Source organism: Mucilaginibacter agri (genome assembly GCF_009928685.1).
Lineage (GTDB): Bacteria > Bacteroidota > Bacteroidia > Sphingobacteriales > Sphingobacteriaceae > Mucilaginibacter > Mucilaginibacter agri.
Map to the genome: position 1 here is coordinate 25,547 of NZ_WWEO01000035.1, position 25,522 is coordinate 51,068.

Consider the following 25,522-nt stretch of genomic DNA (forward strand, 5'->3'; position numbering starts at 1 on the left):
GTTATGAGAGTAAATATGATAAAGGTTGTGATGGTCTTGCTGTTGACATCTGTGGGCTGCATGGTAAAGGCTCAAGGTGGTGCAGACCGGAAGCTATGGATTAGCTATATGGACAAGGTTGCACGACCGGTTATGCGCAATATGGCCGAAGATAAGCTCAAACAAAACATGCCGGTAGCTTTGTCAGACCGTATCGATAACAAGGAGAGCCGGGCTAAAGTTGCCTATCTCGAAGCCTTTGGCCGAACATTGAGCGGCATAGCACCATGGTTACAATTAGAGGGTGGCAATAATGATGAAGTTAAATTGCGCGATCAATATCGTCAGTGGGCACTAAAGGCTATCGCAAATGCAGTGAATCCCGAAGCAAAAGATTATTTGCAGTGGAGTGGCGGGCAGCCTTTGGTAGATGCCTCGTATGTTGCCTTTGCTTTGGTGAGATCGCCATGGCTTTGGGAACATTTGGATACCGTTGTTCAGAAACAAGTTGTCGACGTTTTAAAAATAACACGCAATACTGTGCCCGTATATACCAACTGGATCTTGTTTTCGGGAATGATAGAAGCCTTTTTTTGTAAATATGATTTAGGCTATGATCCGGTTAGGGTTGAGTTTGGTGTACGCGAATTTACCCAACATTGGTACGTTGGCGATGGCATGTATTCTGATGGCATGCAGTTTCACAACGACTACTATAACAGCATTGTTATTCATCCTAATCTGGCAACTATTTTGGCAGAAGTAAATGCCAAAAAGAAAACCTACGTACACGAAGAAGAACGTGAAACCCAGATAGGGCAACGTTATGCCGAAATACTGGAAAGACAGATTAACGCAGATGGAAGTTATCCGGCAACAGGCCGTTCTATCGTTTATCGCGGCGGCGTTTTTCACCACCTGGCCAATATCGCTTTAGCCAAACAGTTGCCAGCCAGTTTGAAACCTGCGGAAGTGCGCTGCGCTTTAACGGCTGTGATTAAGAAAACCCTGGGTGCGCCTCAAACTTTTACTGCCGACGGATGGCTGAACATTGGCCTGTATGGTAAGCAGCCCGGCTTGGCCGATTTTTACATTACAACCGGTAGTCTTTATATCTGCAGTAATATTTTCGTTCCACTCGGCTTGCCCGAAACCGACGAATTTTGGTCGGCGCCCGACGCCCCATGGACTTCTGTGAAAATTTGGAGCGGCCAGGATGTGCCCGCAGATCATGCACTCGATCTTAGAAAATAAAATCAATCTAACTCCTATGAGAAAAATATTAACCCTGTTTTTATGCCTGCTGGTCTCTCACTTTGCAAGCCGGGCGCAATCTAAAGTAAATTATTTTACCCCCGGCCAGCTATGGCCCGATGATAAGGGTACGCATATTAACGCCCATGGCGGTGGCCTTTTTTATCAAAAGGGTACTTACTATTGGTATGGCGAACATAAAATTGCTGGTAGTGCTGGTAATCGGGCCATGGTTGGCGTACACTGCTATTCATCAAAAGATCTTTATAACTGGAAAGACGAGGGCATTGCCCTGCCGGTTTCTAACGATACCACAAGCGATATTGCCAAAGGCTGTATTTTAGAACGGCCTAAAGTTGTTTTCAACAAGAAGACCAAAAAATATGTAATGTGGTTCCACCTGGAACTGTTAGGGCAGGGGTATAAAGCAGCCCGCGCCGGAGTAGCAACAAGTGATAAGCCTACCGGTCCGTTTACATTTATAAAAAGCTATCGGCCTAACGCAGGCTTTATGCCTTTTTATCCCGAGGGAACACCTGTTGAAGACAAGGTTGATTGTGCAAACCCTAAAAATAAAAGCGAAGGCTTCTTTTGTCGCGACCTGAGCGGTGGCCAAATGGCGCGTGATATGAACGTTTTTGTGGATGATGATGGAAAAGCTTACCACATTTTTTCGGCAGAAGAGAATTTTACCCTTGATATTGCAGAACTAACCGATGACTATACAGGCCATACCGGCAAATTTTCGCGTGTTTATGCAGGCCATCAAACAGAGGCCCCGGCAATTTTTAAGCGCAACGGAATATATTATATGATAGGTTCGGGAACTACCGGTTGGGCGCCAAATCCGGCACGCTGGTTCTCGGCTAAATCTATTTACGGCCCATGGACTTATCATGGCAACCCATGCGTTGGTGCCGGATCAGAATTAACTTTTGGCGGCCAGAGTACCTATGTTTTACCAGTTAGCGGCAAAAAGGACGCCTTTGTTTTTATGGCAGATAAATGGACCCCGAAAGATGCCATTGATGGGCGTTACCTATGGCTGCCGATTACTTTCAAAGGTGATGATATGGAAATTAACTGGATGGATAAGTGGGACTTAAATGTGTTTAAGAAGTAGTATGAAAAAGTTATTGATAATCTTGGTATGCATTTGCGTAACAGCCTTAGCATACGCACAGGATAGCCTCATTGCAAATATTAACGCCCGCAAATCTTTGTCGTTAAATGGTAGGTGGCAATACATCGTAGATCCTTACGAAACCGGATTTTACGATTACCGTTACAAGGAGTTGAATGAAAAAGCCGGTGATGCTTATTGGAATACTGACGTTCCGAAAGATAAAACCGAAAAAAAAGAACATGGCTACATCGATAAGTATAGTCTGGAAGTTCCTGGTGATTGGAACCACCAAAAAACTGAATTTTTGTACTATGAAGGTACAATCTGGTATAAAAAATCTTTTGATTTTCATGCGGTAGATAACGCAACAAAATACTTTCTATATTTCGGGGCGGTTAACTATCGTGCGGATGTTTATCTCAACGGAAAGAAATTAGGGTTTCATATAGGCGGGTTCACCCCGTTTAACTTCGAGATACCTGCGTCTTTATTAAAAGAGAAAGGCAACTTTCTAGTGGTAAAGGTAGATAACAAGCGCGGAGCAGATGAAGTGCCAACTTTGAACACCGACTGGTGGAATTACGGAGGTATAACCCGCGATGTAAAACTGGTTGAGCTGCCACACAGCTTCATACAGGATTATATGATCCAGTTGAAAAAGCCTGTGGCAGGAAAAGCTCCGGCAATAAAGCCCGAAGTTTCGGGCTGGGTAAAAATGCGAAACGCCAACGCTGGTGAAACAATTACTATTACTATCCCCGAGCTAAAGTTTAAAAAGCAATTTGTTGCTACTGCCGACACTACCCAGCTTAATTTCATTTTACCCAAACTGCAACTTTGGTCACCAGAAAATCCAAAGCTTTATCGGGTTATTGTAAGTACAGCTAATGAGAAAATTGAAGATAAGATCGGTTTCCGTACCATCGAGGCATTAGGTAAGCATGTGCTGCTTAATGGCAAACCCATTTTTATGCGGGGTATTAGTATTCATGGCGAAATTCCGCAGGATGTAAGGCGCGCTGTTGGAGAGCAGGATGCCTTGCAATTACTTAACCAGGCGCGCGAATTAGGTTGTAACATGGTGCGATTGGCGCACTACCCGCACGATGAAGCAATGACCCGTTTGGCTGATTCGCTTGGGATATTGGTATGGTCGGAAATACCGGTTTACTGGACCATTAATTTTGGCAGTCAGGCGGTGTTGAACAAGGCCAAGGCGCAGTTACAGGAAATGATAGCCCGCGATCATAATCGCGCGAGCATCATCATTTGGTCGGTTGGTAACGAAACACCGATTAGCCAAACACGCACCGATTTTATGCACAGCCTGATTACCCGCGCAAAAGAACTCGATCCAACACGGATGGTATCAGCCGCACTCGAAGTGAATTATGCTTCGCTAAAAAATGTAAATGTTGTCGATGACCCGCTCGGACAATTTGTAGACCTGGTAGCCTTTAACGAGTATCTAGGTTGGTACGGTGGCCTGCCCGACCAATGCCGCAAAACCAGTTGGAGCACCCCTTATAATAAGCCATTATTTGTAAGCGAAACAGGTGCCGAAGGTAAATGGGGCTTTCATGCCGACTCGCTGACCCGTTTCGACGAAGAATTTCAGGAGTGGTATTATAAGGAGCAAGTGGCCATGTTAAAACGTATGCCCGATAATTTCGTCGGCATTTCGCCTTGGGTACTTAATGACTTTCGCTCACCCAAACGTAACAACCCATTATACCAGGAAGGCTGGAACCGTAAAGGTTTATATGATGATAAGGGCCATAAAAAGAAAGCTTTCTATATCCTGAATGCCTGGTACAACGAAATAAAAAACAAAGCACAAACTAACTGATATGCCTTATAAAAGAAGATTAATTACGCTGCTAGCCGGCGTGATAATGGTGTTTTGCGCAATGGCGCAGGCACAGGTTAAACATACTTTTGCTTTTGGTGATAGCGATTTCCTTTTGGATGGAAAGCCTTTTCAGATGATAAGTGGCGAGATGCACTACCCCCGGGTACCACGCGAGGCATGGCGTGCCCGGATGAAAATGGCCAAAGCAATGGGCCTTAATACCATAGGCACTTATGTTTTCTGGAACCTGCACGAACCACAAAAAGGGAAGTTCGATTTCAGCGGAAATAATGATGTAGCAGAATTTGTAAAAATAGCCAGGGAAGAGGGTTTATGGGTAATTCTTAGGCCAAGCCCTTATGTATGTGCAGAGTGGGAGTTTGGCGGCTACCCGTACTGGCTGCAAAATGAAAAAGGGTTGGTTGTAAGAAGCAAGGAGGCAACTTATCTTAAAGAATACGAATCGTATATCAAAGAAGTTGGAAAACAACTTGCTCCCTTACAGATAAACCACGGTGGAAACATCCTGATGGTGCAGATCGAAAACGAATATGGGTCATACGCTGCCGACAAAGACTACCTGGCCATTAATCAAAAGCTTTTTAAAGAAGCTGGTTTTGACGGACTGTTATACACCTGCGACCCTGCAAGTGATGTGGCTGCCGGGCACTTACCCGGCCTGTTGCCCGCAATTAACGGGACCGACAACCCTGCTAAGGTGAAGAAACTGGTTAATGATAACCACGACGGTAAAGGGCCATATTATATTGCCGAATGGTACCCGGCCTGGTTTGATTGGTGGGGTACTAAACATCATACGGTGCCAGCCTCGCAATATAGCGTACACTTAGACTCTGTATTGGCTGCCGGTATTTCGATCAATATGTACATGTTTCATGGAGGCACCACGCGTGGCTTTATGAATGGGGCTAATTATAAAGACATCTCTCCTTACGAGCCGCAAACCAGCAGCTACGATTACGATGCCCCTTTGGACGAGGCCGGTAACGCTACGCCTAAATTTGCGGCCTTTAGAGCCGTTATAGAAAAGCACCTGCCGCCTGGCCATAAATTGCCTGCTGTTCCGGCTGCAAAACCTGCTATGGTAATTCCGGCAATTAATTTAATGCAAAGCGGCAGCCTGCTTAATAATCTGCCCGCTGCTAAAACTAACATCCACCCGCTCACATTTGAGGAGTTGAAACAAGATTATGGTTACGTTTTATATCGCACAATCATACAAGGAGGAAAGAGCGGCTTATTAAAGGTTAAGCAGTTACGCGACTACGCGGTGGTTATGGTTAATGGTAAAACGGTTGGCACTATGGATCGCAGACATGTGCAGGATAGCCTTGCCATTGATCTGCCCCCAGGCAAGGTAACATTGGATATTTTGGTTGAAAACATGGGCAGAATTAACTTTGGTAAATACCTGCTGGATAATAAAAAAGGTATCACAGAAAGGGTGTTGCTTAATAACGAAGAACTGACTAATTGGAAAATGTATAGTTTGCCGTTTGCTAACGATAGCAATATTAAATATCAAAAGTTGCCCTCGGGCTTCAATGCCCCCGTAATTAAAAAGGGTAGTTTTACATTGAATAAAGTGGCTGATACCTATTTGGATATGCGCAAGTGGGGGAAAGGTGTGGTTTGGGTAAATGGCCATAATTTGGGCAAATACTGGAGTATTGGCCCTCAGCAGACTGTATATCTGCCAGCGGAATGGCTCAAAAAGGGCGTAAATTCAATTGAAGTATTTGAACTTTTGGCTTCCGGACAAGATAAAATAAGTGGATTGGATAAGCCAATTTTAAGCGAGCTTAAATAGTTGGAATATAATAAGTAGTTATGATAAAAAGAACTTTATACTTCGTGGCGATTAGCCTAATACTATTGTCTTTTGTTAAAGAAAGGCCGTTGACAGCTGCAACTAAAAAAGATCATGGAGTTGCAGATAGCGTTTATCTCTTTGCCTACTTTACCGGGAATGGCGAGAATGGTGAAAGCATTCGCTTTGCGTTAAGTGATGATGGATATAACTACAAAGCCTTAAACTATAACGAACCGGTCATCAGTTCAGGAGCTATTAGCTCGACTGGAGGACTGCGCGATCCACACATTATTCGTGGTGTGGATGGCAAAACATTTTTTATGGTGGCAACAGATATGAATACCGTTAAATACGGCTGGAACACCCCAGATTCTTCGATGGTGCTACTGAAGTCGAAAGATCTGGTGCACTGGCAATCGAGTGTAGTAAACATACCTAAATTGTTTCCGGCTTTTGCGGCTGTAAACCGGGTTTGGGCGCCTCAAACTATTTACGATAAACAAAAAAAGCAATATATGCTCTATTGGTCCATGCGTTTTGGTAAAGGTGCGGACAAAATCTATTATGCCTATGCCACTAACGATTTTAAGAATATTGCTACGGAACCTAAGCAACTTTTCTTTAAGCCAGATAGCGGCGCATGCATCGATGGTGATATTGTGATGAAGGATGGCAAATACCACTTGTTTTTCAAGACAGAAGGTAACGGCAATGGCATCAGAAAGGCAGTCTCTGCAAATCTAACTTCGGGTTACCAGTTAACGGGCGGCGTGCTTAACCAAACAACAGAAGCTGTAGAAGGCGCAGATGTTTTTAAAATGATTAACTCCGACCAATGGATATTGATGTATGACGTATACATGAAGGGCAAATATCAGTTCTGCAAAAGCACCGACTTGGAGAAGTTCTCGGTGATTGATAACGAAGTCTCTATGGACTTTCATCCAAGGCATGGAACGGTTATGCATATATCTGCTAAAGAAGCCAAAGCATTACGCGATCATTTTGCTAGATAGCCAATGATTTAAAGCTCATTAGTTAAGAGCATAATTAAAAAAGGCCGTTATCGCTTAGATAACGGCCTTTTTTATATTTGACAAATAGAAAAACTATCTCCTTGTTAAATTTATTTTCTACCAGAATATGGAGTAAAGTGCAACAAGGATGCCGCCCACTAATAAAGCCCCGGCTGTAAACGCACGCGATGTTTTAAACATGGAGACGTCCACCATCAGCGCATCGTCTTTTTCAGTTTTCGACGCTCCGATAAGTGATATAACGTACATACCCACCATACAAATTACGAATACAAACGCCATCCGGTCTAAGAACGGAATTTCATATACGCCATCGCCATTCAATTTGGCAAAGCCATATGGCGTAAGGAACGAAAGATTCATAAAGCGTGGCAGGAATTTAAAGAATACCGAAAAGATAAAACCGCCAATGGTAGAAAATAATGCAGCACTAGAGGTTGCCTTTTTCCAGAAGAAGCCTAATAAGAACATAGCGAGGATGCCCGGCGATACAAAGCCGGTATATTCCTGTATGTATTGAAAGCCCTGTTTGCCTTCGCCCATCAATTGCTCGCCAATGAGCAGCGACATAACCACACCCAGTAGCATAGCAACAATTACCGAGATCTTACCAAGGTTTACCAATTGACGGTCTGTTGCGTCTGGCTTTATGGCTTTCTTATAAATGTCGAGCGTGAATATGGTCGCAATACTGTTGGCTTTACCAGCCAGAGACGCTACAATGGCTGCTGTTAAAGCTGCAAATGAAAGCCCTTTTAAACCAGTGGGCAAAAGATTCAATAAAGCAGGATAGGCTTTGTTCACATCCTCTACACCTTTAGAACTTAGCATTTCCTGATGGAACATGCCCTTTTGGTAAAGCACGTAGGCAGCTATTCCCGGCAATACCACGATAACAGGCATCAGCAACTTTAAAACCGCACCGAAGAGTAATCCACCTCTTGCTGTTTTAAGGTTGGCACCTAAAGCGCGTTGGGTAATGTATTGATTACATCCCCAATAGTTAAGGTTAACGATCCACATACCGCCTATGAGTACAGATAAACCCGGGAGGTCGAGATAGTTGGGGTTGTCTTTTTTAAAGATCATGTGGAAGTGATCTGCCGCTTCATTCTTCATTATAGCAAATCCGTTGAGCAGCCCGGTAGTTCCCGATTTTTCGCTCAGCAGATTTAGCGCAATATAGGTTGCCACCAATCCACCCAGAATCAGGAAAAATACCTGGATAACGTCTGTATAACCAATTACCTTCATGCCGCCAAGGGTAATGATGATAGAGAATACCGCAAGGAACCCAATACATAAATTAATATCCAAGCCCGAAATGCCACTAATGGCCAACGCGCCCAGGTATAGGATGGACATCAGATTAACAACAATATAAAGTAGAAGCCAAAAAACGGCCATGATCATGGCCACTGTTCCGTTGTATCGCTGATGCAGGAACTGAGGCATAGTAAAGATCTTATTTCGTAGATATACCGGAATAAAAAAGATACCAACGATGATGAGCGTTAAAGCCCCCATCCACTCGTAAGTGGAAATTGCCAGCCCCATTTTAAAACCCGAACCACTCATGCCGATCATCTGCTCCGCCGAAATGTTAGATGCGATAAGCGATGCGCCAATAGCCCACCAGGTTAATGACCCTTCGGCCAAAAAGTAATCTTTCGATGTGGCGTCGCCGTGGCTTTTTCGCCTGTAAACCCAAACACCGTAAAGAGAGACGATAATGAAGTAAACCAGGAATACCACATAATCGGCTGTAGAAAGTCTGCTCATAATTAATTAGGTTTATATTAAGGTTATAATTTATAGGCGGCGTCGTTCCAGCGCAGTTCGTTACGCAATTGATCTAAACGGGTATCTTTTCCTATCAACACAAACTCAATACCTGCCATATCGGCAAAGTCCTGCATGTGTTCGGCCGTTAAGTTTTGGCTGTAAGCTGTATGGTGCGCACCTCCGGCGTAAATCCATGCTGCGCATCCGGTTTTCATGTCCGGGTATGGTTTCCAAAGCACCCGCGCAACTGGGAGGTTAGGAAGGTCTTCTATTGGTTCAATAGCCTCAACCTCATTCACAATTAAACGGAAACGGTTCCCCATATCTACAATAGATGCATTAAGTGCCTGGCCGCCTGCTACGTTGAAAACCAAGCGTGCAGGATCTGCTTTGCCGCCAATACCTAAGGGGTGGACTTCCAGTGCTGCTTTACCATTAGCCAATGAGGCATCAACTTCCAGCATGTGCGAGCCTAATACCAGTGCGTTGTTTGGGTCGAAGTGATAGGTGTAGTCTTCCATAAAAGCGTTCCCGCCTTCCAGTCCGGCCCCCATTACTTTACAAGCACGCACCAAAGCTGCGGTTTTCCAATCGCCTTCGCCTGCAAAGCCGTAGCCATCGGCCATTAAACGTTGGGCAGCAATGCCTGGTAGCTGGATCATGCCGTGCAGATCTTCAAATGTATCGCTGAAGCCTTTGAAGTTGCCGTCCTGTAAAAACTTACGGAGCCCGGCTTCTATCTTAGCGGCTTCATAAACAGAGGAGTGGCTTTCGCCGCCTTTTTTCAAAGCATCAGCCATCGTGTAAGTGGCTTCGTACTCGCCGATCAATGTATCAATTTCCTGTTCGCTTACTTCGTTAATTACCTTCACCAGGTCGCCGATGCCGTGTGTGTTTACTGAGAAGCCGAATTTCAGCTCAGCCTCAACTTTGTCGCCATCGGTTACTGCAACGTAGCGCATGTTGTCGCCAAAGCGAACAAACTTGGCCCCCTGCCAATCGTACCAGCCTGCAGCCGCGCGTGACCAGGTATTGATTTGCTCTAGCACTTCTGGATCTTGCCAGTGGCCAACCACTACCTTGCGATTTTTGCGCATGCGCGAAACCATAAAACCAAACTCACGGTCGCCGTGGGCGCTTTGGTTAAGGTTCATAAAGTCCATATCAATCGAACTCCATGGAATATCGCGGTTGTACTGGGTGTGTAAATGCAACATCGGTTTTTGCAGGATGCTTAACCCGCGGATCCACATTTTTGCCGGTGAGAAGGTATGCATCCAGGTGATGATGCCGATACAGTTAGGTGCTGAATTGGCTTCCTGCAAGGTGGCATAAATTTCTTCGGGTGTTTTAACAACTGGTTTGTAAATCACCTTTACCGGCACCTGCGATGCACCGTTTAAACCGTTTGCTATATGTTGTGAATGTTCGGCTACCAGTTTTAATGTTTCTTCTCCGTATAAATGCTGGCTACCCGTGATAAACCAAACTTCAAATGTTTTTAAATCGATCATGTGTGAAATTTTTAGATTTGATATACTATAGCGGCGACAGCCTGAATAAGGCCGCACCATGTTTGTTAATTGTTTGCTTGTAATCTCCCTGATGTGTGCCAACGTTCTGTTTCTTCCACAGATCGCGTACTTGTACTTTGCCCTTAAAGCCTAAAGCAGTAAGATCAAGAGTCACGAGGCTATTCTCTTCCTTCAGGTTAAAGGCAGCCACATAGATATCCTTCGATCCCGGTACTTGCGAGTACCAAACCATACTGTCGTTATTGTGATAAAGCTCCTTAGGGTTCTGCCCGTGCTGATTAACTGCCAACACCTCGTTATTGCTCAAGAGTTTTAGATCGATTGGGCGATTCTCTGGCATGTTGCCGCCCATCATTAATGGCGAACGGAAAATGCACCAGAATGTCATGTGTGTATAGAGCTCGTCGTCGGTAAACTTGCTGTAGCGCTCGGGGCCAACGGGGCCGCGTTTAGAGAGTTTGCCAATTTGCAGCATATCGCAATCGGGCCAATGTCCGGGTCCGCCAATGCCTTGCCAGTTGCGGGCATAGTTAAACATGTTCAGCAGTTCTTTCCAGCTATCCCAAAAATCGTCGGCCATACGCCATTGGTTGGCATATTGTTTTACGTGATCGGCTTCCTTAACAGGCGTCTCACCCGGAGATATGCTAAGCATAATTGGCCTTTTGCTGTTGACAATAGCTTTATGATAGCCCTCAATTTCGGCTTTATGATATGGGCGCGAAATATCATCAACCTTAATAAAATCGACACCCCATGATGCATATAACGCTAATATTGAGTTTAGGTATTCCTGCGCGCCGGGTTTGCTCATGTCGAGGCCATACATGTGGTTCATCCATTCGCATTTGGATGTGGTATCGGCAACCATATCGGCGGTAATGCCTTTTGCACCCAGTACCGGCGATTTAGCCCATACGGCTTGTCGTGGTATGCCCCGCATTACATGGATGCCAAATTTTAGGCCCAGGCTATGAATGTAATCGCCCAGCTGCTTAAAGCCCTTGCCGCCAAATGCCGACGGGAATTTTGTAGGTTGAGGCATCAAGCGTCCCCATTTGTCCATTGTTAGCCACGGCACAAAAGAGCCGTCTTGTAAATTTTTCTGATAGGGATTGCCGATGTTACTTCCCGGCGGGTTGTCATACGACCATAGAAAATCGACCACCACATATTGCCAGCCATAAGGCTTTAAATTTTTAGCCAGGTATTGCGCGTTAGACTTTACTTCATCCTCGTGCACGGCCGAGCCAAAACAATTATAACTGTTCCAGCCCATCGGTGGAGTGGCTGCTATCTGTTGCGCTTTAAGAGCGCCGCTTAATGCTAATCCAATAAAAAAAAGATAAAGTCTTTTCATTTATCCGTCGGGTTATTGTCCGTAATAAGAATCAGGTCCGTGTTTGCGTTGGTAGTGTTTGTTAATCAGCGTGTCTTTTAAGCGTGGGGCCTGTGCGTTGATCTGCTCGGTAAGGTAGGCCATCTGCGCAACTGACTCTAATACTGCGCTGTTGTAAACTGCTTTGTCAGCGGTTTTCCCCCAGGTAAAGGGGGCATGGTTGCCAACCAGTACCATTTCAACTTCTTTATGATCGAGCCCTAATTCCGCAAAATGATTAAGGATCTGGAAACCCGTTTGGTATTCGTAATTGCCCTCAATCAATTCGTCGTTCATAGGAGGCGCGCAAGGGATATCGGTAGTTAAATGATCTGCATGTGTGGTGCCGAAAATTGGGATGCAACGTTGCGACTGCGCCCATGAAGTTGCATACGTAGAGTGCGTATGCACAATGCCGTTAATGCCGTCCCAGTGTTTGTAAAGTACGGCATGGGTAAGCGTATCGGATGATGGCCTCAGTTCGCCCTCGATAATATTACCATCGAAATCAACAATTACCATTTTTTCGGGGGTGAGGTCTTTGTAGGGTACACCGCTTGGTTTAATGGCAAAAACGCCCTTTTCGCGGTCAGCAGCACTTACGTTACCAAAAGTGAACAGTACTAAGCCGAGTTTTGGCAATTGCATGTTGGCTTCGTATGCAGTTTGTTTGATGTGGTGATACTTGCTCATGATACTACCTGATTTTGGTTGGCTGCCGAAACCTGATCTTTTGATTGCGCTATCTGGAAAGCGATAAATTCGCCCAGGCCTTTGTATTGTTCGTAGCGTTTGGCGTATATTTTCTGGTTGGCTTCGTTAGGCTCATAGTTTTCGTCGAAACCTTTGCCCATCGCAGTCATGGCATCTTCAACAGTAGGGTGAATACCTGCCACAACGCCGGCAAACATAGCTGCGCCTAAGGCACACGTATGGGTAAACTGGTGGATACGGATAGGCATGCCCAAAATATCGGCCATGGTTTGCATCACAAACGGCGATTTTTTTGCCACGCCGCCAATGCCGATGATTCCCTTAACCGGGATGCCTTCTTGGATAAAGCGCTCTACAATACTTTTGGCACCAAAGCAGGTGGCTTCAACCAAAGCACGGAAAACACGCGGCGCATCAGATCCTAAACTAAGGCCGGTGATGGCCCCCTTTAGCAACTGATTAGCATCAGGCGTACGTCGGCCATTAAACCAATCTACAGCCAGTTCATTTGCCTCGTCGATAGGAAGGAGGGCAGCTTTACGGCTTAATTCGGGGATAATTTCTTCACTTAATTCCGCTTTTAGAGCTTCTGCCACGTCTGGGGTAATCACTTTCGAATGATCGAGCAGATTATTCAACGGCCACGAAATAATATTTTTGAACCAGGCGTAAGTATCGCCAAAGGCTGATTGACCGGCTTCTAAACCCACCATGCCGGGTATAACAGAACCGTTTACCTGGCCACAGATGCCTTTAACCAGTTTGCCATCAATGTCTTTCGTCGGTGCAACCAAAATATCACAGGTTGATGTGCCCATCACTTTACTTAAATGATAAGGCTCAATCTGGCCACCTACCGCACCCATGTGCGCGTCAAATGCACCAACACCAATCACCACGTTTTCGGAAAGTCCTAATCGATGGGCCCATTCTTTGCTGATTGTACCGGCTGCAATATCTGATGTGTAAGTGTCTCTAAATAGGCGCTCGGTGAATCCAAGTAATAGTGGATCGAGAGAAGAGAAAAATCCGTCGGGAGGAAGGCCGCCAAATTCTTCGGCCCAAAGCGCTTTGTGGCCAGCCGCGCAGCGGCTACGTTTTATTTCTGCTGCATTATCGCCGCCTGTTAACAGAAAAGGAATCCAGTCACAATGTTCAACCCACGAATGGCAGGCGTTGCGAACCTGCTGATCTTCCCGTAGTACATGAAGTAGTTTTGCCCAAAACCATTCGGACGAATAAATGCCGCCTACATATTTTAAATAGTTGACATCGAAACGGGTTGCATGCGCATTAATTTGCTCTGCTTCTTTCACAGCAGTATGGTCTTTCCACAAAACAAACATGGCATTCGGGTTATTTTCAAATTCGGGGAGCAAAGCCAATGGAGTGCCTGTTTTATCTACAGCAACCGGCGATGAGCCAGTGGTATCTACCGAAATGCCTTTTATGTAAGGCGTAATCTCGGCGCCGCCTGCGAGTTGGATACAATCTTTAATGGTGATCTCTAACCCCTCAATATAATCGAGCGGGTGCTGCCTGAATTGGTTGGCAGCCGCGTTACAATATAGTCCCTTTTTCCACCGTGCATACTCATAAACAGAGGAAGCCAGTTCCCGTCCGTTTAGGGCGTCGATAATTACAGAGCGAACAGAGTCAGACCCATAGTCAACTCCAATCACAAATTGATTGCTATTCATAAAGTGGTTTATAATTCGTGTTGAAATAACACTTAATTTTTCAAATAAAAAAATTTTCGATCAAATTTATTTAAGGCATACGGCTTTGTGAATGTTTTTGTTCACCCTGTGGTGTTAAAATAACTAATTGCCTATATTATATCCTTGTAATTAGTTTATTTATCTCATTTCTACCCCGAATAAACTATCCGAAAAATCCTAAGCCGGTATGTTGTTTAACTTTAATGGCGGAAATATTTAATTGTTTTTTGCACAATTAATATAATTTCTTTTACTTTAGACCAGTCGTTTGCGTGCAAACAACTACAAAACCAATTTTAAACACTTATAAAACCGTCCGTGTGTTTCGGGCTTAACAAATTATTGAAATGAGAAAACTTATAAAACCACTTTTTCTGGTGTCGTTGTTTGCCGTTTTTTTTGAAATTTCATGCCAGTCACCCGGCTCAAAAACAACCGGGGAGGATACTTCTAAAGATAGTCAGAAAAGCAATATAAGTGCTAAAGTTCCCGATACTAATAATTTTAAGAGTAAGGTCGACGGGAAAGAAACCAGTCTTTACATCCTGAAAAACAAGAACGGCATGGAAGCTGGTATTACCAACTATGGCGGCCGCATTGTGAGCCTCTTAGTGCCGGATAAAAGAGATAGCCTGGTAGATGTGGTGTTAGGTTATGACGATGTTAAAACTTACCAAAAGCCTAAGGAGTCTCACTTTGGAGCGCTTATTGGTCGATACGGCAACCGCATTGCTAAAGGTAAATTTACGCTTAGCGGCAAGGCCTATCAATTAGATGTTAATGATGGAGTAAATACACTGCACGGTGGCTTTAAAGGATTTGGGTTTCAGGTTTGGGATGGTAAGCAGTTAAGTGACAGCACGCTGGAACTCACCTATCACTCGAAAGATGGGGAAGGCGGTTACCCCGGTAATTTAACGGCCAAGGTTACCTATACCCTTCAAGGTGATAACTCGATTAAAATTGCTTATAGCGCCACTACCGATAAGGCAACAGTTGTCAACTTAACTAACCATGCCTATTTTAATCTTAACGGAGCCGGTGATCAATCTATTCTGAATGATCTGCTTTCTATCAATGCCGATAAATTTACGCCTGTTGATACTACACTCATTCCAACCGGAGAATTAAAGCCGGTAAAGGGTACGCCGTTCGATTTTACCACATTGAAGTCCATCGGCCGTAATATCAACGATCAGGACGACCAGTTAAAGAATGGCAAAGGTTACGATCATAATTTTGTGCTGAACAAACATACCCTAAGCGATAAAGTGGCAACTGTTAAAAGCCCCACCACAGGCATCGTAATGGATGTTTATACCGAAGAGCCTGGGCTGCAATTCTACAGTGGTAATTTCTTAACCGGCAAAGATGCAGATGGAAAGGGTGGCGCCACTTATGGCTACCGTTCGGCGCTTTGCCTCGAAACACAGCATTTTCCAGATTCGCCTAATCAACCATCGTTCCCGTCAACGGTGCTTCAGCCTGGCCAAACTTATCATACCTCAACAATTTATAAATTCAGTGTAGAGAAATAATCTGTCCTTTAACTCCAGATATAAGATGAAACTAAAATCTATCAAATTACTCGCTGCTTTGTTGCTTGGTTCTTCACTCACCTATGCGCAAACTACAATCGCCATATCTGCCAGTAGCAATACCTCCAGTCCGGTTATTAGTAAGTACATCTACAGCCATTTTGCCGAGCATCTGGGCCGTGGCATATACGATGGTTTTTATGTAGGTGATACTTCTAAAATTCCAAACACCAACGGCGTTCGAAATGATATTATTGCCGCCTTAAAGAAAATGAAGATCCCGTCGTTAAGATGGCCAGGGGGGTGTTTTGCAGATACCTACCATTGGAAAGACGGTATTGGACCTAAGGACAAGCGGCCTGCTATTGTAAATAAATGGTGGGGTAATGCGATAGAAGATAACAGTTTCGGCACACACGACTTTTTAAACATGTGCGAACTGCTAGGTGCTGAGCCATACCTGGCTGGTAACGTGGGGAGCGGTACCGTGCAAGAGTTGGCTGACTGGGTTCAGTACGTAGGTTCGGACAATAAAAATCCAATGTCTGATCTCCGGAAAGCAAACGGACGCGAAAAACCATGGGATGTAAAGTTTTGGGGCGTTGGTAACGAAGCCTGGGGCTGCGGCGGTAATATGACACCCGAGTATTATGTGAACGAGTTTCGCAAATATTCAACCTTTATGACAGGTAGCGGAAAAATATTCAGGGTGGCATCTGGTGCGAGTGATGATGATTATCATTGGACCGAAACCTTGATGAAAGGCATCCCACAAAGCCTGATAGAGGGTATTGCTGTACACCATTACGCTGTTAATTGGGCCAAAAAAACCTCGGCAACAAACTACACCGAAGCAGAATATTTCACAACAATGAAAAGCGCTTTGTTGATGGATACCTTGGTTACGCACCACGCTGCCATTATGGATAAATATGATCCGAAAAAGAAGATAGCCTTAGTGGTTGACGAGTGGGGTGGCTGGTACGACGTAGAGCCGGGAACTAATCCGGGATTTCTATATCAGCAAAATACCATGCGCGATGCCATGATTGCAGGTGTTACGCTAAATATCTTTAACAACCATGCAGACCGTGTGCGCATGGCCAACCTGGCGCAGTGTGTTAACGTGTTGCAAGCCGTTATCCTGACCGACAAACAGAAAATGATTTTAACACCAACTTATCACGTATTGGAAATGTACAACGTACACCAGGATGCTACGCTGTTGCCATTAACCATTAAAAGTGATGATTACGCGTTTGGGAGCGAGAAATTGCCTGCTGTTTCTGCATCTGCTTCGAGGGATAAAAATGGTGTAGTACATATCAGTTTAGTAAACATCGACCCGAACCATCCGCATAACCTGTCGCTGAAGTTAGATGGCGAAAAGTTTAAAGGGCTTACCGGTCGCATACTAGCATCTGCAAAGGTTCAGGATCACAACACATTCGATCAGCCTGATAAAATTAAACCCGAAGTATTCAAAAGTGCATCGATAAAAGATGGCAACATCAGCATTGCTTTACCGGCTACCTCGGTTGTGGTACTTACTTTAAACTAACCACAATGAAACGAAGTTTATTATTACTCGCGGCAGTTTTAGGTTTTACATCGGTGCATAGCCAGTCTGCAAAAACCTATGTAATTAAAGCGGATAGCATTAAGGCGCATGTGAAATCTACCATGTACGGTATCTTTTTCGAAGATATTAATATGGCTGCCGACGGTGGCGTATATGCTGAGTTGGTTAAAAACCGTTCGTTTGAATTTATACCCAATTTAATGGGCTGGACCGAATTGAATAAAAGCGGAGAGGGAAACGTTGAAGTAATTAACAGGGCTAAAGAACGGCCGGAAAACCCGCATTTTATTACCGTTAATGTTAAGTCGGGCCAGTATGGATTGGCTAATGAGGGTTTTCGCGGCATGGGTATTAAGAAGGGCGAAACCTACAGCTTTTCTGTATTGGCAAGGCAGCATACGGGTAGTAAGGCAACACTTGCGGTTGAGCTGAAAAATGCGAAAGGCGTAGTAATTGGTCGCGGTGAATTAAAACCCGATGCTACTGATTGGAAAAGATATAGCGTAAAATTTACGGCAGCCGCAACGGAAGAGAAAGGCAGTCTTACGCTGTGGGCAAAAAACACAGGTGCAATTGATTTGGATATGGTATCGCTTTTTCCAGAGCATACCTGGAAGAATCGTCCGGGTGGCTTAAGAGCAGACCTGGTTCAGAAATTAGCTGACTTGAAACCGGGTTTTCTGCGTTTTCCGGGTGGTTGTATTGTTGAGGGGCGCGAACTGGCTAATCGCTACCAGTGGAAAAAATCGATAGGAGATATCGACAAGCGCGAAAATATCATCAATAGGTGGAACATGGAGTTTAAACATCGCCTAACTACCGACTATTATCAAACGTTCGGACTTGGTTTTATGGAATATTTCCTAACTGCCGAAGATATTGGCGCGGAACCACTTCCGATTTTAAATTGCGGCATGGCTTGCCAGTTTAACACCGGCCAGCTGGCTCCAATGGACGAATTGGATCCCTATTTACAAGACGCACTGGATTTGATAGAGTTTGCCAATGGTTCTTCTGATACAAAATGGGGTAAACTGCGCATTAGCCTTGGTCACGCAAAGCCATTTAATCTGAAGTTGATGGGGGTTGGTAATGAGCAATGGGGCGAGCAATATATAGAACGCTGGAAGGTGTTCGAAAAGGCCATCAAAGCGAAATATCCTTACATGAAATTGGTGTCGAGTGTTGGGCCTGACCCGGATGGGGAGAAATTTACTTTTCTGAATACAACGTTCAGAGGCTTGAATGCAGATATTTTAGACGAACATTATTACCGTTCGCCGCAATGGTTTCTGGATAATGTAAAGCGTTATGACAACTACGATCGCAAAGGGCCTAAAATTTTTGCTGGTGAGTATGCTGCGCAAAGTGTAGCTATTGCCAGCCCGGATAATAAGAATAACTGGCAGTGCGCTATGTCTGAAGCTGCGTTTATGACTGGTTTAGAGCGTAATGCCGATGTGGTGAACATGGCATCGTACGCACCATTATTTGCCCATGTGGATGGCTGGCAGTGGACGCCAGATTTAATCTGGTTTAATAATCTGGGCTCTTATGCCACACCAAATTATTATGTGCAACAACTATACTCATTAAACAAAGGGACCGATGTGGTGCCGCTTACCTTAAATCAGGCTGCGGTTACCGGGCAGGATGGTGCATTTGCATCCGCAGTGCTTGATGCGAACACTAACGAACTGGTGATTAAATTTATTAACACCGCTAAGGCTGCGGCTTCGGTAAACTTTGTGGTTAAAGGCAAGAAGATAAATAGTGCGGGTACAATAACTACACTTCAGAATGGTGACCTTGCAGCCGTAAACTCTTTTAGCAATATGAACGCGGTAAGCCCCAAAAAGCAAGGTATTGCTGTAGTGAGTAATAATATTAAAACGGTTTTAAAGCCCTATTCATTCAATGTGATTCGTGTTAAAATGAATTAAGAAAAAATGAATAATTTCAAGCGCATTGTTCTGTTTTTAATAGTTTCTGTCGCCGCATTGCATTCACGCGGGCAGGAGTTAAAGACAGATATTTCTGTGCACGATCCGGTGATGATACGGCAAGACAGTATTTATTACCTTTTTTGTACAGGTTTTGGTATTGACGAATGGTCATCTACAGACAGGGTGCATTGGAAGCAGGAAAAGCCTGTGTTTACAACAGCGCCGCAATGGGCGGTAGATGCAGTCCCCGGATTCAAAAACCATATATGGGCGCCAGACATTTCTTATTATAATGGGCAATATTACCTGTTTTATGCCGTATCAGCTTTCGGAAAAAACACTTCCTGTATTGGGCTTGCCACCAACAAAACCTTGAATCCGGACAGTAAAGATTATCAATGGGTTGATCATGGTAAAATTATACAGTCGCATCCGGGTACGGATAATTGGAATGCTATAGATCCAAATTTGATAGTTGATAAAAACGGCACGCCTTACCTGGCATTCGGCTCGTTTTGGGATGGGTTGAAACTGGTTAAGCTTACTAAGGATCGTCTTGCGGTCGCTCAGTCGCTTACAGATCTTCCCACTATTGCCAGCAGAAAGAAAGATCCAAAAGCTAGTATGCCTGCCGTTGATAATAACCCGCCCGATGCAGGCGGAAATGCCATAGAAGCACCATTTATCTTTCGTAAAGGAAAGTATTTTTACCTTTTTGCATCGATAGACTACTGTTGCAAAGGGCCGCAAAGTACTTATAAAATGATTGTTGGCCGATCGAAGAAATTAGCCGGCCCTTATCTGGATAGCAAAGGAGTTGAAATGCGTTACGGAGGCGGCGATATCTTGCTGGCCGGCGACGAGCATTGGTACGGGGTAGGACACAACGCGGTGTGCGATTTTGACGGTAAAGATTACCTCGTTTTTCACGGATACGACGCGGCCGATCGTGGTGTATCGAAACTTCGCATCGAACAATTAAGCTGGCAGGATAACTGGCCGCTTGTAAAAACTATTTCATCAAAATAAGACTATGAATTTAAGAGGATTAATATTGATATTTCTGCTCGTGTTTACCGGCAGCTTCATTTATGCCCAAAGTGGTGATACGGTGATTCATGCCGATGGTAACCCCATTATCAGACATAAATTTACTGCCGATCCCGCTGCGATGGTTTATAAAGGACAGGTTTATTTATACACAGGACACGATGAGGCGCCCATCGGTAGAAATGCTTACGTGATGCACAATTGGACCTGCTTTTCATCGTCAGACATGGTGAACTGGACGGAGCATCAATCTCCCTTAAATGTAAAAGATTTTGCCTGGGCCAAGGCTGATGCCTGGGCATCGCAGGTGATTGAACGAAATGGTAAATTTTATTGGTACGTGGCTGTTGAACATGGAACCATACCGGGTAAAGCGATTGGCGTTGCTGTATCCGACAGTCCGTTGGGGCCGTTTAAAGATGCCCGTGGCTCTGCTTTAGTCACCAATGATATGACAAAGGCCGTTGCACATAGCTGGGATGATATTGACCCGACTGTAATTATTGACGACGATGGGCAAGCCTACCTGTTTTGGGGGAACGGTATTTGTTATTATGCCAAGCTGAAATCAAATATGACCGAACTTGACGGCCCGATTCAAACCATTAAACTGCCGCATTATACAGAAGCGCCCTGGATTCATAAACGTAATGGTTGGTACTACTTGTCGTACGCTTATGAATTTCCCGAAAAAATAGCTTACGCTATGAGTCGCAGCGTAAACGGGCCCTGGGAGTATAAAGGGATTATTAACGAATTGGCCGGAAATTCAAATACCAACCATCAGGCTATCATTGATTTCAAGGGAAAATCTTACTTCATCTATCATAACGGAGCCCTGGCGGCAGATGCCGGTAGTTTTCACCGCTCGGTATGCATCGATTATCTCTACTACAATAAAGATGGTACTATTAAGCGAGTAATCATGACCTCGGAAGGTGTTAAAAATGCCGATAACCCTTCGAAGAAATAAAAAAACGCTATTGGCTTATCAGATTAGTAGGATTAGGGATAAAGTTGAGGAACGACTGAAAGTTAGCATAGTACTTTTGCATGTTAAGGTGATAGTAATACGCCCCCCGCTTTGAGCTCGACTTATCTTTTTCTACCTGCTTTATTAACAAGCCGGTTGCCAATACCCTTTTGCTAAAATTTCTTTTATCGATAGTGGTGTTGTAAACACTCTCATACAGGATCTGTAATTGCGGTAGTGTAAACCTTTTGGGCAAAAGCTCAAATAATATAGGATGGAGAGCCGCTTTATAACGGATGCTGCGCTGGGCCATCTCAACCATTTCCTGCTGATCGAATATGAGTTTGGGCATGCGTTTTACCGAAAACCATTCGGGATGATAATCATTGTTAAGCTGCTGCTCGTATTTGTGGATATCAATTAGCGCAAAATAAGCTGTAGAAATGGTCCTTTCCATCGGATCCCTGCTCGGGTCGCCAAAGGTGTGCATCTGTTCCAGATAAACACCGTCAAGGCCGGTAAGCTGTTTAAGGATCCGCGTAGAAGCCTGTTCGAGGCTTTCGTTCGGTTTAACAAACCCTCCCATTAAACTCCATTTGCCTTTCTCTGGCTCAAATCCCCGCTGTATCAACAAGATTTTCAATGTTTCGCCGTCAAATCCAAAAACTATACAATCTACAGCCTGCACAAAACGACTTTCATTGGCGTATCTGATCATTTACTATTCTTTTGATTAAAAATTTTGATTGATAGGTTAAGTAATCGTGTTCAATATACTTCTTCCGCTTCAAAGATAAAAGACCAAAGTTATTTGTGATCTATTTAAGTGTAAAATTTACATAATAAGTCCCGATGTAAGCCAATAATACGCGTTGATTACAATAAATGTTGGCAACAAAGATGCTTTTTTATTCAAAGTGAGCTTTTTTTCGCTTCTTTTTGCTCCTTTTCGCAAGCCATGAAAGCTCGATTAAGCTATTATATTGATAATAATTGTATAAATGGAACTTTTAAAAGTTGGAAATTTTATTTTTGTAATATTTGATTTTGGGCGAAATTTGGACTTTTTTGGCCTTTTTATAGCTATTTGGCTAGGTGGCCTAAAATTAGTTTTCAGTATATAAAACACTAAAAAAATATTTTTTAGTGTTTTATATACAATTATAAATTTCTTTTTATATTTGATTTACATACCAATTATAGTAAACCAGTTAAACCGAATTTCATGAAAAAACTTAGACTCAATCTATGCTGTGGTTTGGCGTCTTTATGGTTAATTTTGTTGATTTCGCCAATGAGCTTATTTGCTCAAAATGCTGAAATTAAAATAAAAGTAGCCGTTAAAGAAGCAGACGGGCAGCCTTTACCCGGTGTCTCCGTAAAAATCAAAGGAACTAATCAGGGTACACAAACTGACCTGGAGGGAAAGTTTTCTTTAAATGCGTCCCCTAGCGCAACACTTGTTTTCTCTATTGTAGGCTTCGTTACAAAAGAAGAGCCGATAGGGAATAAAGTATCAATAAGTGTAATAATGACACCTAATAATGCATCGCTTAGTGAGGTAGTTGTTATTGGATACGGTGCTCAACGAAAAGCCGATGTGACTAGTGCTGTATCAACTGTAAAATCGGAAAATTTTGTTACGGGTCCTGTTACAGATGCGGGAACATTGCTTAAAGGTAAAGTTGCCGGTTTAAGTATATCAAACCCATCTGGAGACCCTAACGCACAATCTCAAATCTTACTTCGGGGAACGAATACCATTAATGGTGCCAATACTGGTGTTTTAGTAATTATTGACGGTGTTCCAGGCGATCTTTTGACCGTAGCGCCAGAAGATATAGCAGAAATGTCTGTCCTGAAAGATGGATCGTCTGCGGCTATATACGGTGTGCGTGGGTCTAATGGTGTTATCATTATTACCACCAAACGCGCAAAGGGTGATAAAATAAACCGCATTGACTATAGCGGAAGCGAGAGTGTTTCTCAGTTAACCAGAACCCCGAAACTATTAACAGCCGATGATTATCGCGCTCAGATTGCTGCTGGCTTAAGAGATCCGAGCTATGATAAAGGTAGCTCGACAGATTGGATAAAAGCCATCAGTAAGGATTTTCCGGTATCAAGCGTTCATAACTTAAGCTTCACCGGTGGTAATGACCAAACCAATTACCTGGCATCTGCCAATTACAGATTCCTGAATGGTATTTTTCAGCAATCAAACCACGGGCAGTTTACAGGTAGGGTAGATATCAACCATACTACGCTTGGCGGAAAGTTAAAATTTAACTTAGGAATACTTCAAACAAATTTTAACGATATCCCATTTGCGCCTTATGATTACAGACAGGCATTAATAATGAACCCTACAGCCCCGGTGAAAATGCCAGATGGCAGCTATTACCAGGAGCCAACTAATTTTCAATATCAAAACCCGGTGTCGGATTTGTATAATACAGATCAGCCGCAAACGTCTTTCAGAAGTAAGTATAACGCTACGGTTACCTTATTGCCTGTTAGTGGCTTGCGCATAGCTGCAACCGGATCGTATACCAAAAGCGGTTATCAAAACCTCTACTATGCCAACTCGCAAAATATATCTACCCTAAGAGATAACCAAAATGGGGTTGCCAATATTTCTACCGGACAAACTGTAGAGCGCTTTCTAAATATCTCTGCAGAATATTCAAAAGCCTTTGGCGATCATCGGTTCACCGTTCTTGGTGGGTATGAATACCAGGATTATGATTATTTTAATTCGGGTATTACTAACCACAATTTTCCTACAGATCAATTTGGTTACAATCAAATCCAACTAGGAACCGCGCAAAAAGACGGTCAGGATTTTATAATTAGCGGCCGCACACAAACTAACCTCATCAGTTATTTTGCCCGGGGCACTTATAACTATAAAGAGAAATACCTGTTATTGGCCAGCTTACGTATTGATGGTGCCAGTCAACTATACGGCGCCAGCGAGCCATATGGTAAATTCCCATCTGTACAAGCAGGTTGGCGCATCACCAAGGAGTCATTTATGCAAAATCAGCATATTTTTGACGACCTGAAGTTACGCGCAGGCTACGGTGTAACCGGTAATCAGCCTGCAGCCGGATTTCTTGCGGTAGGCCTGCTGGGCTACGGCAATTACATTCTGTATAACGGACAGTGGATTCAAACTTTGTCGCCAAGCCAAAACGCTAACCCAAGCCTGAGATGGGAAGAAAAGCACGAAACAGATATTGGTTTAGATTATAGCATTTTAAAAGGTTTTATTACGGGTAGTGTTGATTACTACGACAGAAAGATTAAAGGTCTGTTGTATAGCTACAATGTACCAAGCCCACCAAATCTTTACCCGACAACAATGGCCAATGTAGGTACCATGGAGAATAAGGGTGTTGAGGTAACATTGAACATTACACCAATAAAAAACAAGAATTTTAACTGGACCAGTACGTTTACCTTCTCTACCAATACCAACAAGCTGGTTAGCCTTTCTAACGATCTATACCAGGCAACTGTGCCTTATTTTACAACTGGATACACCGGCGATCCTATTCAAACCTTCACCAGTATTGTTCAGGTTGGGCATAACATCGGAGATTTTTACGGTTACAAAGTTACCGGCGTTTCGAAGGATGGTTATTGGATTTACCAGGAGCCAGACGGCACAAGTGTTCCTTACGATAAATTCGGTCACTCATTTAACGATAAGCAGATTATCGGAAATGGCTTGCCAAAATACTACGGTGGATGGAACAATAGTATTGCCTATAAAAACTGGGACTTCAGCGTAACTATGAGAGGCGCCTTTGACTACCAGGTGATCAACTTTCAAAGAATGTATTACGAGAACCCGGGTATTATTAATTACAACAGGCTGAAATCTGCTTACGATCCGGTTTTTGGTACTGCCGTACTTAATAAAAATGTTCCGCTGGAATACAATAGCTATTATGTAGAGAACGGCGATTTCTGGAAAGTTGACAACATTAATTTAGGTTATACCTTCAGAAATTTAAAGGCAAAATACATCCACAATCCAAGAGTTGCTTTTTCAATGCTCAACGCATTCGTCATTACCGGCTATAAAGGGATAGACCCGGAGGTTGATCGTAGCGGCTTAGCACCAGGTATTGATCAACGTGATACTTACCCTACTCTACGAACCTACACGATTAGTTTATCTGCAAGTTTTTAAGGATTGAAAAAAGA

The 25,522-nt window shown here is 43.8% G+C and carries 17 protein-coding genes; 11 read left to right on the forward strand and 6 right to left on the reverse strand.

Features of this window, described 5'->3' with window-relative positions; genetic code table 11:
* Window positions 1–3: 3 nt before the first annotated feature.
* The 5 genes from GSY63_RS02010 to GSY63_RS02030 are packed head-to-tail and all read left to right on the forward strand — an operon-like array spanning window position 4 to window position 7,061.
* Window positions 4–1,233 (forward strand): DUF2264 domain-containing protein, encoded by a 1,230-nt coding sequence (locus GSY63_RS02010; protein ID WP_166584150.1) that lies wholly within the window; start codon window positions 4–6, stop codon window positions 1,231–1,233.
* A 16-nt stretch (window positions 1,234–1,249) separates the two neighbouring features.
* Window positions 1,250–2,356 carry a glycoside hydrolase family 43 protein gene (locus GSY63_RS02015; protein WP_166584151.1) on the forward strand — a complete coding sequence of 369 codons (1,107 nt, stop codon included), beginning with the start codon at window positions 1,250–1,252 and terminating at the stop codon, window positions 2,354–2,356.
* Window position 2,357: 1 nt separating this feature from the next.
* Window positions 2,358–4,208, forward strand: a complete 1,851-nt coding sequence (locus GSY63_RS02020; RefSeq protein ID WP_166584152.1) for a glycoside hydrolase family 2 protein — start codon at window positions 2,358–2,360, stop codon at window positions 4,206–4,208.
* A 1-nt stretch (window position 4,209) separates the two neighbouring features.
* On the forward strand, window positions 4,210–6,042 hold the full coding sequence (locus GSY63_RS02025) for a glycoside hydrolase family 35 protein (protein ID WP_243749132.1): 1,833 nt from the start codon (window positions 4,210–4,212) through the stop codon (window positions 6,040–6,042).
* A 20-nt stretch (window positions 6,043–6,062) separates the two neighbouring features.
* Window positions 6,063–7,061 carry a glycoside hydrolase family 43 protein gene (locus GSY63_RS02030; protein ID WP_166584153.1) on the forward strand — a complete coding sequence of 333 codons (999 nt, stop codon included), beginning with the start codon at window positions 6,063–6,065 and terminating at the stop codon, window positions 7,059–7,061.
* Window positions 7,062–7,178: 117 nt separating this feature from the next.
* Here the strand turns inward: GSY63_RS02030 and GSY63_RS02035 are convergent, their stop codons facing one another.
* Genes GSY63_RS02035 through GSY63_RS02055 form a run of 5 tightly spaced genes read right to left on the reverse strand, consistent with a single transcriptional unit; the run spans window position 7,179 to window position 14,194 of the window.
* A complete protein-coding gene (locus tag GSY63_RS02035; RefSeq protein WP_166584154.1) occupies window positions 7,179–8,864 on the reverse strand; it encodes a sodium/sugar symporter in 1,686 nt (561 codons plus the stop codon).
* Between the two features lie 23 nt (window positions 8,865–8,887).
* A complete protein-coding gene (gene araA, locus GSY63_RS02040) occupies window positions 8,888–10,381 on the reverse strand; it encodes an L-arabinose isomerase (protein ID WP_166584155.1) in 1,494 nt (497 codons plus the stop codon).
* 25 nt (window positions 10,382–10,406) lie between these two features.
* Window positions 10,407–11,762 (reverse strand): glycoside hydrolase family 27 protein, encoded by a 1,356-nt coding sequence (locus GSY63_RS02045; RefSeq protein WP_166584156.1) that lies wholly within the window; start codon window positions 11,760–11,762, stop codon window positions 10,407–10,409.
* A 12-nt stretch (window positions 11,763–11,774) separates the two neighbouring features.
* Window positions 11,775–12,473, reverse strand: coding sequence for an L-ribulose-5-phosphate 4-epimerase (locus tag GSY63_RS02050; RefSeq protein WP_166584157.1), 699 nt, complete (start codon window positions 12,471–12,473; stop codon window positions 11,775–11,777).
* Window positions 12,470–14,194, reverse strand: a complete 1,725-nt coding sequence (locus GSY63_RS02055; protein ID WP_166584158.1) for a ribulokinase — start codon at window positions 14,192–14,194, stop codon at window positions 12,470–12,472. The genes GSY63_RS02050 and GSY63_RS02055 overlap by 4 nt, the downstream gene beginning before the upstream one ends.
* Before the next feature lie 368 nt (window positions 14,195–14,562).
* Between GSY63_RS02055 and GSY63_RS02060 the strand changes: the two genes are divergently transcribed.
* The 5 genes from GSY63_RS02060 to GSY63_RS02080 are packed head-to-tail and all read left to right on the forward strand — an operon-like array spanning window position 14,563 to window position 21,304.
* A complete protein-coding gene (locus GSY63_RS02060; protein ID WP_166584159.1) occupies window positions 14,563–15,753 on the forward strand; it encodes an aldose epimerase family protein in 1,191 nt (396 codons plus the stop codon).
* Between the two features lie 25 nt (window positions 15,754–15,778).
* Complete coding sequence (locus GSY63_RS02065) at window positions 15,779–17,314, forward strand: alpha-N-arabinofuranosidase (RefSeq protein WP_166584160.1); 1,536 nt, start codon at window positions 15,779–15,781, stop codon at window positions 17,312–17,314.
* A 5-nt stretch (window positions 17,315–17,319) separates the two neighbouring features.
* A complete protein-coding gene (locus GSY63_RS02070) occupies window positions 17,320–19,278 on the forward strand; it encodes an alpha-L-arabinofuranosidase C-terminal domain-containing protein (protein ID WP_166584161.1) in 1,959 nt (652 codons plus the stop codon).
* 6 nt (window positions 19,279–19,284) lie between these two features.
* Window positions 19,285–20,310, forward strand: a complete 1,026-nt coding sequence (locus GSY63_RS02075) for an arabinan endo-1,5-alpha-L-arabinosidase (RefSeq protein WP_166584162.1) — start codon at window positions 19,285–19,287, stop codon at window positions 20,308–20,310.
* A gap of 4 nt (window positions 20,311–20,314) precedes the next feature.
* Window positions 20,315–21,304, forward strand: a complete 990-nt coding sequence (locus GSY63_RS02080) for a glycoside hydrolase family 43 protein (protein ID WP_166584163.1) — start codon at window positions 20,315–20,317, stop codon at window positions 21,302–21,304.
* Window positions 21,305–21,311: 7 nt separating this feature from the next.
* Here the strand turns inward: GSY63_RS02080 and GSY63_RS02085 are convergent, their stop codons facing one another.
* Window positions 21,312–22,022 (reverse strand): NUDIX hydrolase, encoded by a 711-nt coding sequence (locus GSY63_RS02085; protein ID WP_166584164.1) that lies wholly within the window; start codon window positions 22,020–22,022, stop codon window positions 21,312–21,314.
* 507 nt (window positions 22,023–22,529) lie between these two features.
* On the opposite strand from GSY63_RS02085, the gene GSY63_RS02090 reads away from it, so the two are divergent.
* A complete protein-coding gene (locus GSY63_RS02090) occupies window positions 22,530–25,508 on the forward strand; it encodes a SusC/RagA family TonB-linked outer membrane protein (protein WP_166584165.1) in 2,979 nt (992 codons plus the stop codon).
* Window positions 25,509–25,522 lie beyond the last annotated feature (14 nt).